General features: G+C 57.7%; 13 protein-coding genes, 5 pseudogenes and 1 other annotated feature. Of the genes and pseudogenes, 14 read left to right on the plus strand and 4 right to left on the minus strand.

Features of this window, described 5'->3' with window-relative positions:
- Positions 1-175: 175 nt before the first annotated feature.
- Positions 176-280, plus strand: a sequence feature (Trp leader region).
- Between the two features lie 23 nt (positions 281-303).
- From AC6I8M_RS06665 to AC6I8M_RS06690, 6 genes and pseudogenes are all read left to right on the plus strand, one after another.
- Positions 304-1,866 carry an anthranilate synthase component 1 gene (locus AC6I8M_RS06665; protein ID WP_010617710.1) on the plus strand — a complete coding sequence of 521 codons (1,563 nt, stop codon included), beginning with the start codon at positions 304-306 and terminating at the stop codon, positions 1,864-1,866.
- Positions 1,866-3,459, plus strand: a pseudogene (gene trpD / locus AC6I8M_RS06670) (bifunctional anthranilate synthase glutamate amidotransferase component TrpG/anthranilate phosphoribosyltransferase TrpD). Before AC6I8M_RS06665 ends, trpD begins: the two are co-directional and overlap by 1 nt.
- A 1-nt stretch (position 3,460) precedes the next feature.
- Positions 3,461-4,828: a bifunctional indole-3-glycerol-phosphate synthase TrpC/phosphoribosylanthranilate isomerase TrpF gene (gene trpCF / locus AC6I8M_RS06675; RefSeq protein ID WP_010617713.1), complete on the plus strand. Its 1,368-nt coding sequence runs from the start codon at positions 3,461-3,463 to the stop codon at positions 4,826-4,828.
- Between the two features lie 46 nt (positions 4,829-4,874).
- The gene (gene trpB / locus AC6I8M_RS06680) at positions 4,875-6,068 is read left to right on the plus strand and encodes a tryptophan synthase subunit beta (RefSeq protein ID WP_058948716.1); all 1,194 of its coding nucleotides are present in this window, start codon (positions 4,875-4,877) and stop codon (positions 6,066-6,068) included.
- On the plus strand, positions 6,068-6,862 hold the full coding sequence (gene trpA / locus AC6I8M_RS06685) for a tryptophan synthase subunit alpha (RefSeq protein WP_010617716.1): 795 nt from the start codon (positions 6,068-6,070) through the stop codon (positions 6,860-6,862). Before trpB ends, trpA begins: the two co-directional genes overlap by 1 nt.
- Positions 6,863-7,035: 173 nt before the next feature.
- Positions 7,036-7,203 (plus strand): annotated as a pseudogene (locus AC6I8M_RS06690) (BON domain-containing protein); the annotation flags it as partial.
- Here the strand turns inward: AC6I8M_RS06690 and AC6I8M_RS06695 are convergent.
- Positions 7,137-7,630, minus strand: a pseudogene (locus AC6I8M_RS06695) (OmpW family outer membrane protein). The pseudogenes AC6I8M_RS06690 and AC6I8M_RS06695 sit on opposite strands and share 67 nt — an antisense overlap.
- Positions 7,631-7,897: 267 nt before the next feature.
- Here AC6I8M_RS06695 and AC6I8M_RS06700 point away from each other — a divergent pair.
- The 4 genes from AC6I8M_RS06700 to yciA are packed head-to-tail and all read left to right on the plus strand — an operon-like array spanning position 7,898 to position 10,147.
- The gene (locus AC6I8M_RS06700) at positions 7,898-8,314 is read left to right on the plus strand and encodes a YkgJ family cysteine cluster protein (RefSeq protein ID WP_022547837.1); all 417 of its coding nucleotides are present in this window, start codon (positions 7,898-7,900) and stop codon (positions 8,312-8,314) included.
- Positions 8,315-8,341: 27 nt separating this feature from the next.
- Positions 8,342-9,076, plus strand: coding sequence for a YciC family protein (locus tag AC6I8M_RS06705; protein ID WP_010617719.1), 735 nt, complete (start codon positions 8,342-8,344; stop codon positions 9,074-9,076).
- 60 nt (positions 9,077-9,136) lie between these two features.
- Positions 9,137-9,727, plus strand: a complete 591-nt coding sequence (locus AC6I8M_RS06710) for a septation protein A (protein WP_010617720.1) — start codon at positions 9,137-9,139, stop codon at positions 9,725-9,727.
- A 3-nt stretch (positions 9,728-9,730) separates the two neighbouring features.
- Positions 9,731-10,147, plus strand: a complete 417-nt coding sequence (gene yciA / locus AC6I8M_RS06715) for an acyl-CoA thioester hydrolase YciA (RefSeq protein ID WP_010617721.1) — start codon at positions 9,731-9,733, stop codon at positions 10,145-10,147.
- A 52-nt stretch (positions 10,148-10,199) separates the two neighbouring features.
- On the opposite strand, the pseudogene tonB reads toward yciA, so the two are convergent.
- Positions 10,200-10,911, minus strand: a pseudogene (tonB, locus tag AC6I8M_RS06720) (TonB system transport protein TonB).
- Positions 10,912-11,116: 205 nt separating this feature from the next.
- On the opposite strand from tonB, the gene AC6I8M_RS06725 reads away from it, so the two are divergent.
- The 4 genes from AC6I8M_RS06725 to AC6I8M_RS06740 all read left to right on the plus strand — a co-directional run bounded on the left by AC6I8M_RS06725 (position 11,117) and on the right by AC6I8M_RS06740 (position 13,513).
- Complete coding sequence (locus AC6I8M_RS06725) at positions 11,117-11,413, plus strand: YciI family protein (protein WP_010617723.1); 297 nt, start codon at positions 11,117-11,119, stop codon at positions 11,411-11,413.
- Entirely contained in the window at positions 11,413-11,619 is a 207-nt protein-coding gene (locus AC6I8M_RS06730) for a hypothetical protein (RefSeq protein WP_498013713.1), read from the plus strand. Before AC6I8M_RS06725 ends, AC6I8M_RS06730 begins: the two co-directional genes overlap by 1 nt.
- 66 nt (positions 11,620-11,685) lie before the next feature.
- Positions 11,686-13,146 (plus strand): cardiolipin synthase, encoded by a 1,461-nt coding sequence (gene cls, locus AC6I8M_RS06735; protein WP_010617725.1) that lies wholly within the window; start codon positions 11,686-11,688, stop codon positions 13,144-13,146.
- A gap of 37 nt (positions 13,147-13,183) precedes the next feature.
- Positions 13,184-13,513, plus strand: a complete 330-nt coding sequence (locus AC6I8M_RS06740) for an HI1450 family dsDNA-mimic protein (RefSeq protein ID WP_010617726.1) — start codon at positions 13,184-13,186, stop codon at positions 13,511-13,513.
- Positions 13,514-13,572: 59 nt separating this feature from the next.
- On the opposite strand, the gene oppF is transcribed toward AC6I8M_RS06740, so the two are convergent.
- The gene (oppF, locus tag AC6I8M_RS06745) at positions 13,573-14,577 is read right to left on the minus strand and encodes a murein tripeptide/oligopeptide ABC transporter ATP binding protein OppF (RefSeq protein ID WP_010617727.1); all 1,005 of its coding nucleotides are present in this window, start codon (positions 14,575-14,577) and stop codon (positions 13,573-13,575) included.
- A pseudogene (gene oppD / locus AC6I8M_RS06750) lies at positions 14,574-15,514 on the minus strand (oligopeptide ABC transporter ATP-binding protein OppD). Before oppD ends, oppF begins: the two are co-directional and overlap by 4 nt.
- Positions 15,515-15,525 lie beyond the last annotated feature (11 nt).

Genomic DNA, 15,525 nt, shown 5'->3' on the forward strand with positions numbered 1-15,525 from the left:
AAACGGGCGATATCTGACAAGGTCACTCCAGCGACTGCATTAAACCGGCTGGCATGATAACGATTTTGCCCGTAACTGAAAAAGGGTATTGACTTTTTTTACCCGAATCAGTTAACTAGTACACAAGTTCACACGTAACAGGTATTTAATCATGGCTCTTATCGGTACGCATGTTAATGGTTTGTGGCGCGATGATCCCTTTCACGGGCGACGTCGTCATGCACATTTTGCGTAACCGCAGTGCAGATACCTGAGCCCGCCACCGAGCGGGCTTTTTTTTGAGCGAAATTCAGAGAATCCATTATGGCTAATGCGAAACCTACATTGAAGTTGATTACCGGTACCGCGCCCTACCGCGAAGATCCAGCCGCAGTGTTTCATCAATTATGCGGCGCACGTCCGGCAACTCTGCTGCTTGAATCTGCCGATATCGACAGCAAGCAGAATCTGAAAAGCCTGCTGATTGTCGACAGCGCGCTGCGCATCAGCGCCCTGGGCAATGTTGTTACCCTGCAGGCGCTGTCGGAAAACGGCCGCGCGCTGCTGCCGCTGCTGGACGAAGCGCTGCCGCCCGAGGTGCGCATAGCCGTTCGCCCGGACGGACGAGAGCTGCATTTCACGCCGGTTGAGGGTCTGCACGATGAAGACTCCCGCCTGAAGGCGCTGTCGGTGTTTGATGCACTGCGTCTGATTCTGCATCTGGTGAACAGCCCGGCCGAGGAACGTGAAGCCATGCTGCTGGGCGGCCTGTTTGCCTACGATCTGGTGGCGGGATTTGAAGATCTGCCGCCGCTGCGCAATGACCAAAGCTGCCCGGATTACTGTTTCTACCTCGCCGAAACGTTACTGGTGATCGATCACCAGCAGCGCAGCGCCCGTCTACAGGCCAGCCTGTTTGCACCGTCCACCAGCGAGTTTCAGCGTCTGCAGAGCCGTATTGAACAGCTGCACGGTCAGATGACGCAGCCAGCTCCAGCGCTGCCGGTGCAGCGCGTCGAGCAAATGACGCTGAACACCAGCCAAAGCGATGAAGCTTACTGCAACGTGGTGAGCGAACTGCAGCAGGCAATTCGCATCGGCGAAATTTTCCAGGTGGTACCGTCGCGCCGCTTCTCGCTGCCGTGCCCGTCACCGCTGGCGGCATACGATACGCTGAAAAACAGCAACCCCAGCCCGTACATGTTCTTTATGCAGGATCAGGATTTTGCGCTGTTCGGCGCTTCGCCGGAAAGCTCGCTGAAGTATGACGCCAGCTCGCGCCAGATCGAAATCTACCCGATTGCCGGTACGCGTCCGCGCGGTCGCCATGCGGATGGCTCGCTGGATCGCGACCTGGACAGCCGTATTGAACTGGAAATGCGCACTGACCATAAAGAGCTGGCTGAGCACCTGATGCTGGTGGATCTGGCGCGCAACGACCTGGCGCGTATCTGTGTGCCTGGCAGCCGTTACGTGCCGGATTTAACCAAAGTGGACCGTTACTCGTTTGTGATGCACCTGGTGTCCCGCGTGGTGGGCACGCTGCGCAACGATCTTGATGTGCTGCACGCCTATCGCGCCTGCATGAACATGGGCACGCTGAGTGGCGCACCGAAAGTGCGCGCGATGCAGTTGATTGCGGAAAAAGAAGGCACACGGCGCGGCAGCTACGGCGGCGCGGTCGGCTACTTCACCGCCAGCGGCGACCTTGATACCTGCATCGTCATCCGCTCCGCCTGGGTGGAAGGTGGCGTCGCCACCGTGCAGGCCGGTGCCGGCGTGGTGCTGGATTCTCAGCCTCAGGCTGAAGCGGATGAGAGCCGCAACAAAGCCCGCGCGGTATTGCGCGCCATCGCTACTGCCCATCACTGCAAGGAGATTTTCTGATGGCCGATATCCTGCTGCTCGATAATATCGACTCCTTTACCTACAACCTCGTTGATCAGCTGCGTACCTTTGGCCACAACGTGGTGATCTACCGCAACAACGTCCCGGCAGAGGTGCTGATCGACCGCCTGCAGCAGATGGAAAACCCGGTGCTGATGCTCTCGCCCGGCCCCGGCGCACCGAAAGATGCCGGCTGCATGCCGCAGCTGTTACAGGCGCTGCGCGGTCAGCTGCCGATCATTGGTATCTGTCTCGGCCATCAGGCCATCGTCGAAGCTTACGGCGGGCACGTCGGCCAGGCGGGCGAAATTCTGCACGGCAAAGCCTCCGCCATTACCCATGATGGCGAGGCGATGTTTACCGGCCTCAGCAACCCGCTGCCGGTGGCACGCTACCACTCGCTGGTGGGCAGCAATACGCCGGCGGAACTGACGGTTAATGCCAGCTATAACGGCATGGTGATGGCGGTGCGTAACGAAACGGACCGCGTGTGCGGCTTCCAGTTCCATCCCGAGTCGATTCTCACCACGCAGGGCGCACGTCTGCTGGAGCAAACACTGGCCCGGGCGCTGGCGAAATAACAGGGAGATGATGATGCAAACTATTCTGGAAAAACTGTATCAGGCGCAAACGCTGAGCCAGGCCGAGAGCCACCAGCTGTTCAGCGCGATTATTACCGGACAGCTGGAGCCGACGCAGCTGGCAGCGGCGCTGATCGCCATGAAGGTGCGTGGCGAGCGCCCGGAAGAGATAGCTGGTGCCGCCTCCGCGCTGCTGGCCGATGCCAGACCGTTCCCGCGTCCGGACTATACCTTTGCCGATATCGTTGGCACCGGCGGTGATGGCAGCAACAGCATTAATATTTCAACTGCCAGCGCCTTTGTCGCCGCCACCTGCGGGCTGAAAGTGGCCAAGCACGGCAACCGCAGCGTCTCCAGCAGGTCCGGGTCTTCCGATCTGCTAGCCGCTTTCGGTATCAATCTCGACATGCCGGCGCAGCAGGCAAGGCAGGCGCTGGACGATCTTAACGTCTGCTTCCTGTTTGCGCCGCAGTATCACAGCGGTTTCCGCCACGCGATGCCGGTGCGCCAGCAGCTGAAAACCCGCACGCTGTTTAACGTGCTTGGTCCGCTGATCAACCCGGCGCGCCCGCCGCTGGCGGTGATTGGCGTCTACAGCCCGGAGCTGGTGCTACCTATAGCCCAGACGCTGAAAGTGCTGGGCTACCAGCGCGCTGCCGTGGTGCACGGTGGCGGCATGGATGAAGTGGCGCTGCACAGTGCGACCCAAGTCGCAGAGTTGCGTGACGGTGAGATCACCAGCTACCAGCTGACGCCAGAAGACTTTGGCTTCAGCTTCCAGCCGAAAGAGGCGCTGGCCGGCGGCACACCGGAAGAAAACCGTGACATTCTGACGCGTTTGCTCCAAGGTAAAAGCCAGCCCGCCCACGAGCAGGCCGTTGCGGTAAATGTCGCAATGTTGCTGAAAGTATTCGGAAATGAAGATTTGCGCGATAACGCTGAGCGCGCCATGGCTGCCATTCGCAGCGGTCAGGCGTACGAGCGCGTTGTGGCACTGGCAGCGAGAGGATGAAATGAGTATCAAGGGCACCGTATTAGAAAAAATTGTGCAGGATAAAGCCCTGTGGGTTGAAGCACGTAAATCGCAGCAGCCGCTGGCCTCTTTCCAGAACGATCTGCAGCCGGCGGAGCGTCATTTTTACGAGGCGCTGCGTGGCACGCGCACCGTCTTCATTCTGGAGTGTAAAAAAGCCTCCCCGTCTAAAGGGCTGATTCGCGCCGATTTTGATCCAGCGACAATCGCCGGGATCTATCGCCATTACGCCTCTGCGGTGTCAGTGCTGACCGATGAGAAATATTTCCAAGGCAGCTTTGATTTTCTGCCGGTGGTCAGCGCCGCCATAACACAGCCGGTGCTGTGCAAAGACTTTATTATTGATCCCTACCAGATTTACCTGGCACGCCATTATCAGGCCGATGCCATTCTGCTGATGCTGTCAGTACTGGATGATGAGCAGTACCGTCAGCTGGCTGCGGTGGCGCACAGCCTGAAAATGGGCGTGCTGACCGAAGTCAGTAATGAAGAAGAGCTGGAGCGGGCTATCGCGCTGGAAGCTAAAGTGGTCGGCATCAACAACCGCGATCTGCGTGATTTGTCGATTGACCTGAATCGCACGCGTCAGCTAGCCCCGTGTCTCAGCAATGGCGTCACCGTGATCAGCGAGTCCGGCATCTATAATTATGCCCAGGTGCGCGAGCTGAGCCATTTTGCCAACGGCTTTTTAATTGGCTCGGCGCTGATGGAAGAGCACGACCTCGACTCCGGTGTGCGCCGCGTGTTGCTGGGCGATAACAAGGTGTGCGGCCTGACCCGCCCGGAAGATGCGCAGGCCGCGCATCAGGCTGGCGCGCTGTATGGCGGCGTGATCTTTGCCGCCGGTTCGCCGCGCCAGGTTAGCGAGGCACAGGCGCAGGCGGTGATCTCCGCCGCGCCGCTGAAGTATGTCGGCGTGTTCCGCAATCAGGCTATCAGTGACGTTGTCACGTTAGCCACACGTTTATCGCTTGCGGCCGTCCAGCTGCACGGCGACGAAGATAAAGCCTACGTCGCGGAACTGCGCCAGGCGCTGCCGTCCAGCGTGTGCATCTGGAAAGCACTGAGCATTAAAGATCAGTTGCCGCCACGCGACTGGCCGCACGTTGATCGCTACGTGCTGGATAATAGCCAGGGTGGCAGCGGTCAGCGCTTTGACTGGTCGCTGCTGCAGGGTGAAGACCTGGCTGATGTGCTGCTGGCCGGTGGTCTGAGTGCCGATAACTGCATCGAAGCCGCTCAGCTCGGCTGTGCCGGCCTCGACTTCAACTCTGGCGTGGAATCCGCGCCGGGCATCAAAGATGCCAGTAAAGTCGCGGCGGTATTCCGCACGCTGCGCGCCTATTAATTGCGTCTGCCCGCCTGCGGGCGGGCCGGATAAGGAAGAGGACACGATGACGACATTACTTAATCCCTACTTTGGCGAGTTCGGCGGCCAGTATGTGCCGCAGATTTTGATGCCAGCACTGCGTCAGCTGGAAACGGCCTTTGTTGAAGCACAGCGCGATCCGGAGTTTCAGGCTGAATTTACTGACCTGCTGAAAAACTACGCCGGTCGCCCGACGGCCCTGACGCTGTGCAGCAACCTGACCAAAGGCAGCAAAACCCGCCTGTACCTGAAGCGCGAAGACCTGCTGCACGGCGGCGCGCACAAAACTAACCAAGTGCTGGGCCAGGCGCTGCTGGCAAAACGCATGTGCAAAAACGAGATCATCGCGGAAACCGGCGCCGGTCAGCACGGCGTGGCGTCGGCACTGGCGTGCGCCCTGCTCGGCATGAAATGCCGCATTTACATGGGCGCGAAAGACGTTGAGCGTCAGTCACCCAACGTGTTCCGCATGCGGCTGATGGGCGCAGAGGTGATTCCGGTGCACAGCGGCTCGGCCACGCTGAAAGATGCCTGTAATGAGGCGCTGCGCGACTGGTCCGGCAGCTACGAAACCGCGCACTACATGCTCGGTACCGCCGCAGGCCCGCATCCGTTCCCGACCATTGTACGTGAATTCCAGCGCATGATTGGCGAAGAGACCAAAGCGCAGATTCTGGAAAAAGAGGGTCGCCTGCCGGATGCGGTACTGGCGTGCGTCGGCGGCGGTTCTAACGCCATCGGCATGTTTGCGGATTTCATCGAAGAGAGCAGCGTGCGCCTGATCGGGGTGGAGCCTGCTGGTCACGGTATTGACACCGGTGAGCACGGTGCACCGCTCAAGCACGGTCGCGTCGGTATTTATTTCGGCATGAAGGCGCCGATGATGCAGACCGAAGAGGGACAGATCGAAGAGTCTTACTCCATCTCTGCCGGTCTCGATTTCCCGTCGGTCGGTCCGCAGCATGCGCACCTGAACAGCACCGGCCGCGCTGACTACGTGTCAATCACGGATGATGAAGCGCTGGATGCCTTTAAGACGCTGTGTCGTGCCGAAGGCATCATTCCGGCCTTGGAGTCATCGCACGCGCTGGCGTATGCGCTGAAAATGATCCGCGAAAATCCGGACAAAGAGCAGCTGCTGGTGGTGAACCTTTCCGGCCGCGGCGACAAAGACATCTTTACCGTTCACGATATTCTGAAAGCTAAGGGAGAGATCTGATGGAACGTTATAACCAGTTGTTTCAACGTCTGTCCGCGAAACAGGAAGGCGCGTTTGTGCCCTTCGTCACCCTTGGCGATCCGTCACCAGCGCTGTCGCTGAAAATTATTGATGCGCTGGTCGCGGGCGGTGCGGATGCGCTGGAGCTGGGGATTCCGTTCTCCGATCCGCTGGCCGATGGACCGACGATTCAGGGCGCTACGCTGCGCGCCTTTGCCGCCGGCACCACCGTAGCGCAGTGTTTTGAAATGCTCGCCACCGTGCGCCAGAAATACCCCGATCTGCCGATTGGCCTGCTGATGTACGCCAACCTGGTGTTCAGCAGAGGTATCGACAACTTCTACGCGCAGTGCGCTGCGGTCGGCGTTGACTCGGTGCTGGTGGCAGACGTGCCGGTGGAAGAGTCGGCCCCGTTCCGCCAGGCGGCAATGCGTCACAACATTGCCCCGATCTTTATCTGTCCGCCCAACGCGGATGACGATCTGCTGCGCGAAATCGCCTCGCATGGCCGTGGCTACACCTATCTGCTGTCACGCGCCGGCGTTACCGGTGCGGAAAATCGCGCCAGCCTGCCGCTGCATCATCTGATCGAGAAGCTGCGCGAATATCATGCTGCGCCGCCGCTGCAGGGCTTCGGCATCTCTGAGCCGGGTCAGGTGAAAGAGGCGGTTGCCGCCGGAGCCATTTCCGGCTCGGCCATCGTGAAAATCATCGAGCGTAATCAGAACGACCCAACGGCGCTGCTCAGCGAACTGCAAACGTTCGTCAGCGATCTCAAAGCGGCTACCCGCTGAGTTGGCACGGCCCTGCATAGGCTGCAGGGCCTTTCTTGCTTCTTGCCCCCTTTTTTCTCCCCCTGCGACAAACTTTTTCATCGCACCTGAGTTGCCGAAATGCGAGGCACGGCCCACACTTAAGCGTGCCGTCACGTTACGGTGCACCACCATCTATGACAGGGAGATAACCAATGAAATTGTTCAAAGTCGTTGCGGGTTTTTTAGTGGCTGCAGTGATGGCGCTCACCTTAAGTGCCTGTGCACCAACAGCAACAAAGGAAGGGACCGGCGGTTACATCGATGACACGGTCATTACCACCAAAGTGAAGGCACAGCTGCTGAATGACGAGGCGCTGAAATTGATATTCTGCTGTTCGCCCGCCGCTTTAAATTTCACCTCGGTATCGATGTCCATGTACCACAATGACGCGTTGAGCATCCAGTCGCGGTTGATCTGATAATCCAGCCCGACCTGACCCGCCACGCCCCACGAATCTTTCACGCTTAAATCGCTCAGCTGCGCATCCTGCCGGGTCTGGTTGAACTTAGCATCGTAGAAGGTGGTGTAGTTGATCCCGACGCCAACGTAAGGGCGCAGCGCGCTTTGACTGTCGAAAAAGTAGTACTGCGCCATCAGGGTGGGCGGCAGCTGACGCTGAAGCCGCCCATACCCAGCACATTATCAGAGCCTTCGGTCGGACGAACGGTCGCGCTACCGGCGCGCACAAAAAAATCACCGGCCTAGTGAGCCAGTGCCAGTTGCGGGATCGCCAGCGCCAGCAGCAGCGCTGCATTTAGTCAGTTTCATAATCACTCCTTTGCCGGAAAACAGGGTATTGAGGTTAATCGCGGCACAAGATTTACCCCTTTTTTGCGAAAAGATCATCAGCATTAATTCAAATTAATTATTTATAAAACAATGAATTGATTCAGATCAATTTTGTCTTTACAAGCGGACATAAAAATCCTGTTGCCGCCATTACGCGGCGTGATTGTGTTGCTATTCCCCTTTTGTGATTTTGGTTCGAAGCCTCAGGAGTGGCGGGCGATCAGATGAGCGATTTACTTAACCCCTGTATGACCTGTGGCGCCTGCTGCGCCCATTTTCGCGTTTCATTTTACTGGGCCGAAGCCGACGACGGTGGTGGCGCGGTGCCGGTTGAACTGACGGACCCCCTAAGCCTGATGATGCGCAACATGCGCGGCACCAACGATCGTGCACCGCGCTGCGTGGCGCTGCAGGGTGAAATTGGCGGCTGTGTTTCCTGTGGTATTTATGCGCAGCGGCCGTCACCGTGCCGGGAATTCGCCATGTCCGGCGAAAATGGCGTGCCGAATGACGCCTGCGATCGCGCCCGGGCGCGCTATGGTTTACCCGCGCTTTTTCACCCTTCTTTACCTGAGATGACAGAAAGTTATGGGATTCCGGGTGCCAACCTGCCTGCAGAACATGTACAATCGCCGGGTTAATTAACCCGGTTCCTTCAAGGAGTGTACATGTCTATCACGGCAAGCTCGTTATACCGTGACACAGGAAATTTTCTGCGCCATCAGCTGGTCACCATCGTGCTGATGGCGTTGCTGACCTCGTTTATTACCGTAATTGTTAGCCACGCCCTGACGCCGGGCGAGGATCAGTTATCCCTGCTCAGCCAGACCGACAGCAGCGCCTCATCGCTGTTTGAAATCGTCCAGAACATGTCACCGGATCAGCAACGCATTCTGCTGCGCGCCTCTGCCGCCGGCACTTTTGCTGCCCTAATTGGCAACACGCTGCTGCTGGGCGGCATGCTGTGCCTGCTGCCGATGGTATCCAGTGGACAGCGCGTCAGCGCGCTGCGCGCGATTGGCGCCTCTGCGCCGCTGCTGCCGAAACTGCTGGTGCAGACCTTCCTGATCACCCTGCTGGTTCAGCTGGGCTTTATGGTACTGATGGTGCCGGGTGTGATTCTGGCGATTATGCTGTCGTTGGCGCCGGTGATGCTGGCAAGTGAAAAAATGGGCATTTTCAGTGCGATGCGCGCCAGTATGCGTCTGGTCTGGAAGAACATTAAGGTGATCGCCCCGGCGATTATTCTGTGGCTGCTGGCGAAAATTGCGCTGATGTTCTTCTTCTCCTCGCTGACCGTGCTGCCTGCCAATATCGCTTCGGTGGTGCTCAACGCGCTGGGCAACTTGGTATCAGCCATTCTGATTATCTATTTGTACCGGCTGTATATGCTGTTACGTTAAGCGTTACGGCGCCCGCGGCGGCGCCGTAACTCAACGCTCCTGCCCCTGACTGGAAACGCTATGAAGCAGTTACTCGATTTTCTTCCCCTGGTAGTTTTCTTTATTTTCTACAAGCTGTACGACATTTTCGTCGCCTCCGCCGCGCTGGTGGTGGCGACCGGTATCGCGCTGGTGGTCAGCTGGGTGCTGTATCGCAAGCTGGAAAAGATGACCATTTTCACGTTTGTGCTGGTCGCGGTGTTCGGCACCCTGACCTATGTGTTCCACAACGATGAGTTCATCAAGTGGAAAGTCACGGTGATTTACTCGCTGTTCGCGCTGGCGCTGCTGTACAGCCAGTGGTTTATGCAGCAACCGCTGATCCAGACCATGCTTGGCAAAGAGCTGCAGCTGCCGGGTACGGTATGGCGTCGGCTGAATATCGCCTGGGCCCTGTTGTTCCTGGCCTGCGGCCTGGCGAATATTTATGTCGCGTTTTGGTTATCCCAAGCGTTTTGGGTTAACTTTAAGGTGTTTGGTCTTACCGGCCTGACCCTGCTGTTTACGCTGTTAAGCGGCCTGTACATCTGGCGACAGATGCCGCAACAAGAACAAAAATCATCTATGCAGCCCGGTCTCCGCCGGACTTGTCCTCACCTGCAGAAGAACTGAGCAATGGACGAAAAACATAAGTTGCCGCAAGGCGAGATGGTCTCGCGTACCCTGGCGATGCCGGCAGATACCAATGCCAACGGTGATATCTTCGGCGGCTGGCTGATGTCACAGATGGATATGGGCGGCGCGATACTGGCTAAAGAGATTGCCAAAGGCCGCGTGGTGACCGTGCGCGTGGATGGTATGACCTTCCTCAAGCCCGTCGCCGTCGGGGATGTGGTGAGCTGCTACGCGCACTGCATCCGCACCGGCAATAGCTCGATGACCATTAACGTGGAAGTGTGGATTAAAAAAGTGTCGTCCGAACCGATCGGCCAGACCTACTGCGCCACCGAAGCGGTGTTTGTTTATGTGGCGGTCGATAACAGCGGGAAATCCCGTCCGCTGCCGGAAGGCCAGGCCAATCGGAGCAATTAAGCGTATAAAAAAAGCGGTCCGGAATGGCCGCTTTTTCTTTGCCTGTCTGGCTTTACTCGATGTTCGCGCCCCCGTTAATGCGGAACACTATGTTCATCGTCAACCCTTTGCCCGGCCGCCCTGGCTGATAGCGCCACTTCTTCATCGCCTGCTTTACTTCGCGCTCAAACATGTTGCGCGGCTCGGCGGACAGAATCTCTACATTATCGACGCGCCCATCGCTGCCCACGTAAAACTTCACCCGCACCCGTCCTTCAACGCGCAGCGCGAACGCACGCGCCGGATACTCTGGCTTGCTGACGCTCATCGCTTTCGGTCCATCCGACACCATCTGCGTCGGGGCCGGGTTATTCTTCGGTGCCGCAGAGGGGCGCGTTTGCGCGGCTGGCGCGTCCTGTTTAAACGGATTCTCCTGCGGCTTCACCTGCTGGCGCGGCTTCGGCTCTGCCTTTTTCTCCACTTTGGGCTTCGGTTTAGGTTCCGGCTTAGGGATCGGCACCGGCTCGGCTTTTGGTGGCTCTGGCGCGACTTCCGGCTCGTGTTCCGGCTCCGGCGGCGGCGGGGTCACTGCTGCCGGTGCAGGTTCAGGCTGCACTTCGGGGGGCTACCATGCTAATGCTGATAGGCTGAGACGCTTTAGGAACCTCAATGGTCTGATGAAATGAAGCATAAAGAATGCCGGCGATTACCGAACCGTGAAGGAGCACGGATAAAATCACGGACACAGGCGTTCCGGTTGGAAAAAGCGTAGTCAACGTCGTCATATCAGTCATGTTCATTGAGTGAAGCGCTGATTTTAAATGCAAATAGCAATCAGTTTTAATAAGCACGCTACTGAAGCCCAAAAGAAAGGCGCTTTTTAACCCTGCCTGCGCTGCAGCGCGCCCCCATTATCTTTCGTTTGCACTCTGTTTCGCGATCACTTAACGTGTCTCGCAAATTCGGCAAGTCTAACGGGAGTATCCCATCGTGCTTTACGTCATTTATGCGGAAGATACCGCAGATTCACTGGAAAAACGTAACTCTGTGCGCCCGGCACACCTAGCACGTCTGCAGCTGCTGCAGGATGAGGGGCGTCTGATTGTCGCCGGTCCTCTGCCTGCCGTCGACAGTAATGAGCCTGGCCCGGCTGGCTTCACCGGTTCTGTGATTGTTGCCGAGTTCTCATCGCTGGAAACGGCCCAGTCGTGGGCCAATGACGATCCGTATATCGCCGCTGGCGTATACGACAAAGTCACGGTTAAACCGTTTAAACGGGTGTTCTGATGCAGTGGCAGCCCCTTCTGTTGTTAGTGCTGGTGCTGCTGCTGATTGGTCGTGCGCTGTGGCTGTGGCGCCGTCAGGGCTGGCGTCAGGCGCGCCAGCACATCGTCATGCTGGTGGTACTGGCGGCGGCCCTGCAGATAGTGAATGTTTCACTGGTGTTACGCGGCCACTATCGAAACCTTCATCGAAACGTCATCAACGATTAAAGGTTTCGCTGGCGCAGATCAACACGTAAACTTTGCCCATCAAAGCGCGAACGGGACGTCCACTTTATGACCACATTTTATACCCTTATCAGCTGGTTGCTGCTGTTTGGCTACTGGCTGCTGATTGCCGGGGTTACGCTGCGCATCCTGATGAAGCGGCGTGCGGTGACCTCGGCGATGGCCTGGCTGCTGATCATCTACATTCTGCCGCTGGTGGGTATTATCGCCTATCTGTCGTTTGGCGAACTGCATTTAGGTAAACGTCGCGCAGAACGCGCCCGCACCATGTGGCCCTCGACCGCCAAATGGCTCAACGACCTGAAACCGTGTCGTCACATCTTCGCGACTGAACACAGCGACGTGGCGCGTTCCCTGTTCGAGCTGTGCCGTCATCGTCAGGGTATTGCCGGCGTTAAAGGCAATCAGCTGCAGCTGCTGACCAGCGCCGATAACGTGATGCAGGCGCTGATCCGCGATATCCAGCTGGCGCGCCATAATATTGAGATGGTGTTCTACATCTGGCAGCCGGGTGGTCTGGCTGATGATGTGGCGGAATCGCTGATGGCTGCCTCACGGCGCGGCGTGCACTGCCGCCTGATGCTGGACTCCGCCGGCAGCGTGGCGTTCTTCCGCAGTCCGTGGGTGGGCATGATGCGCAACGCAGGTATTGATGTGGTCGAGGCATTGCAGGTTAGCCTGTGGCGTGTGTTCCTGCGTCGCATGGACCTGCGTCAGCACCGCAAAGTGGTGCTGATCGATAACTATATTGCCTATACCGGCAGCATGAATCTGGTGGATCCGCGCTTCTTTAAACAGGATGCTGGCGTGGGTCAGTGGATTGATTTGATGGCGCGCATGGAGGGCCCGGTGGCCACCACCATGGGCATCGTCTACGCCTGCGACTGGGAAATCGAAACCGGCAAACGCATCCTGCCGCCGGCGCCAGACGGCAATGTGATGCCGTTTGAGCAGGAGAGCGGTCACACTATTCAGGTGATCGCCTCAGGTCCGGGCTTCCCGGAGGACATGATTCATCAGGCGCTGCTGACGGCGGTGTATTCGGCGCGCGAGCAGCTGATCATGACCACGCCCTACTTTGTGCCGAGCGACGATTTACTGCACGCCATCTGTACCGCCGCGCTGCGTGGCGTTGAGGTGAGCATTGTTGTACCGCGTCACAATGACTCGCTGCTGGTCGGCTGGGCCAGCCGCGCCTTCTTCACTGAACTGCTGGAAGCCGGGGTGAAAATCTATCAGTTTGAAGATGGCCTGTTGCACACCAAGAGCGTGCTGGTAGACGGTCAGCTCAGCCTAGTGGGCACGGTGAACCTGGATATGCGCAGCCTGTGGCTCAATTTCGAGATCACGCTGATGGTGGATGATGACGGCTTTGGTAGCGATCTCGCCACCGTCCAAGATGATTATATCGCCCGTTCGCGTCTGCTGGACGGCGCGCGCTGGGCAAAACGTGCCTGGTGGCAGCGCATCGTCGAACGACTGTTTTACTTCTTTAGCCCTTTACTGTAAAACGAGCGAAAATATTACCGCCTCAGGGCAAGCAGGAATGACCATGGATTTAAATAATCGCCTTACTGAAGATGAAACGCTGGAACAGGCTTACGATATTTTTCTTGAGCTGGCAGGCGATAACCTCGATCCGGCAGACATCATTCTGTTCAATCTGCAATTTGAAGAGCGCGGCGGCGCCGAGCGGTTTGATCCATCAGAAGACTGGCAGGAACATGTGGATTTCGATCTCAACCCTGACTTCTTCTCAGAAGTGGTGATCGGCCTCGGTGAAGCGGACGGCGAACCGATTACCGATGTGTTCGCGCGCATCCTGCTGTGCCGCGAGAAAGACCATAAGCTGTGTCATATTCTGTGGCGTGAATAAGCCGCAGCGCATAAAAAAACGCTGGGCAGTGCCCGGCGTTGTTGTTTATGGCACCGCTCTTATAGCGGATCAACCTTCAGACAGGACACCGCATGGCGGAAACTGCCTTCCAGTAGCGGTCGGGTTTTGGCGCACTCCGGGCCGGCAATCGGGCAGCGGGTACGGAACACGCAGCCTGATGGCGGATTGATTGGCGACGGCAGTTCCCCTTCCAGCAGCTGAATCTGCTTATTCTTCTCTAGGTCCGGATCAGGAATCGGCACCGCCGACATCAGCGCTTTGGTGTACGGATGCTGCGGATCGTTATACACCGCATCATAGGTAGCCAGCTCAACCGCGTGGCCGAGATACATCACCAGTACGCGATCAGAGATGTGCTTCACCACCGCCAGGTCATGCGCGATGAAGATCAGCGACAGGCCCATTTTACGCTGCAGTTTCTGCAGCAGGTTGACCACCTGCGCCTGAATCGACACGTCGAGCGCCGACACCGGCTCATCACAGATAATCAGCTTCGGCTCAAGAATCAGTGCACGGACGATACCGATACGCTGGCACTGGCCACCGGAGAACTCGTGCGGATAGCGGTTGATGAGGTTCGGCAGCAGACCGACCTTCATCATCATGGTTTTAACCTTATCCTTCACTTCCTGACGCGGCATTTTTGGATAGTAGGTGCGCAGCGGTTCGGCGATGATATCACCAATGGTCATACGCGGGTTGAGCGAGGCCAGCGAGTCCTGGAAGATCATCTGAATATCACTGCGCGCCTGACGCCACTCTTGCTGGCTCTGGCCCAGCAGATCGCGCCCCAGCCACGCCACGCGCCCGTCGGTGGCTTTCACCAGACCGATAATGGCGCGCGCCAGCGTGGATTTGCCGCAGCCGGACTCACCGACCACGCCGAGGGTTTCGCCTTCATACAGACGCAGACTGACACCATCCACCGCTTTCAAGGTTTTCGGCGGCTGCCAGAACCACTGCTTGCCGTCTTTGATATCGAAATGCACCTTGAGATCGGCGATTTCCAGCAACACTTTTTTCTCTTCAATTACGGTGCTCATACTAACTCCTCCACCGGTTTGAAGCAGGCACGCAGGCGCCCTGCGGCAGACGCAACAGGTTGGGCGGGTTGCCGGGAATGGTGGTCAGCGACTCCCCCTCCGCGTCAAGACGCGGCACCGCGCTCAGCAAACCGATCGAGTACGGATGGGCCGGCTGGTAGAACACATCGCGCGCACGGCCATACTCCATGGTGCGCCCGGCATACATCACCAGTACCTTGTCACAGATCCCGGCGACAACGCCGAGATCGTGAGTGATCATGATGATGGCGGTGTTAAATTCACGCTTCAGCTCATTCAGCAGCGTCATGATCTGCGCCTGCACGGTGACATCCAGCGCAGTAGTTGGCTCATCGGCAATAAGGAGCTTTGGCCGGCACAGCAGCGCCATGGCGATCATCACGCGCTGACGCATGCCACCGGAAAACTCGTGCGGGAACATCTTCATGCGCTTGCGCGCTTCCGGCATTTTCACCGCATCCAGCATGCGTACCGACTCTTCAAACGCCTGGGCACTGTTCATGCCTTTGTGCAGTTTCAGGACCTCCATCAGCTGTTCGCCGACGCGCATGTACGGATTGAGCGACGTCATCGGGTCCTAAAAAATCATCGCAATCTGCTCCGCGCGCAGCTTGTTCAGTTTGCTTTCCGGCAGATTGAGGATTTCGCTGCCGTTGAACTGCGCCGAGCCGCCAATGCGACCATTTTTCGCTAGCAGCCCCATCAGCGCAAACGCGGTTTGCGATTTTCCGGAGCCGGATTCACCAACAATGCCCAGCGTTTCACCGGCGCGCAGGGAAAAGTTGAGGTCGTTCACCGCGGTCACGTCGCCGTCGTGAGTACTGAAGGTGACGCGCAGATCTTTAACGTCCAGCAGCAGGTTAGCGTTTCCCGCAGGTGCAGCCGCCAGCGGCTGCTGAGTATCATGATGGGTCATCGGGAAACTCC

Source organism: Type-A symbiont of Plautia stali, assembly GCF_059731155.1.

Coding starts and splice junctions, on each gene's coding strand:
- yciA (WP_010617721.1), top strand. CDS start 9,731: ATGGACGAAAAACATAAGTTGCCGCAAGGCGAGATGGTCTCGCGTACC.
- AC6I8M_RS06740 (WP_010617726.1), top strand. CDS start 13,184: ATGACCATGGATTTAAATAATCGCCTTACTGAAGATGAAACGCTGGAA.
- oppF (WP_010617727.1), bottom strand. CDS start 14,577: ATGAGCACCGTAATTGAAGAGAAAAAAGTGTTGCTGGAAATCGCCGAT.
- cls (WP_010617725.1), top strand. CDS start 11,686: ATGACCACATTTTATACCCTTATCAGCTGGTTGCTGCTGTTTGGCTAC.
- AC6I8M_RS06665 (WP_010617710.1), top strand. CDS start 304: ATGGCTAATGCGAAACCTACATTGAAGTTGATTACCGGTACCGCGCCC.
- AC6I8M_RS06700 (WP_022547837.1), top strand. CDS start 7,898: ATGAGCGATTTACTTAACCCCTGTATGACCTGTGGCGCCTGCTGCGCC.
- trpB (WP_058948716.1), top strand. CDS start 4,875: ATGACGACATTACTTAATCCCTACTTTGGCGAGTTCGGCGGCCAGTAT.
- AC6I8M_RS06730 (WP_498013713.1), top strand. CDS start 11,413: ATGCAGTGGCAGCCCCTTCTGTTGTTAGTGCTGGTGCTGCTGCTGATT.
- AC6I8M_RS06710 (WP_010617720.1), top strand. CDS start 9,137: ATGAAGCAGTTACTCGATTTTCTTCCCCTGGTAGTTTTCTTTATTTTC.
- trpA (WP_010617716.1), top strand. CDS start 6,068: ATGGAACGTTATAACCAGTTGTTTCAACGTCTGTCCGCGAAACAGGAA.
- AC6I8M_RS06705 (WP_010617719.1), top strand. CDS start 8,342: ATGTCTATCACGGCAAGCTCGTTATACCGTGACACAGGAAATTTTCTG.
- trpCF (WP_010617713.1), top strand. CDS start 3,461: ATGAGTATCAAGGGCACCGTATTAGAAAAAATTGTGCAGGATAAAGCC.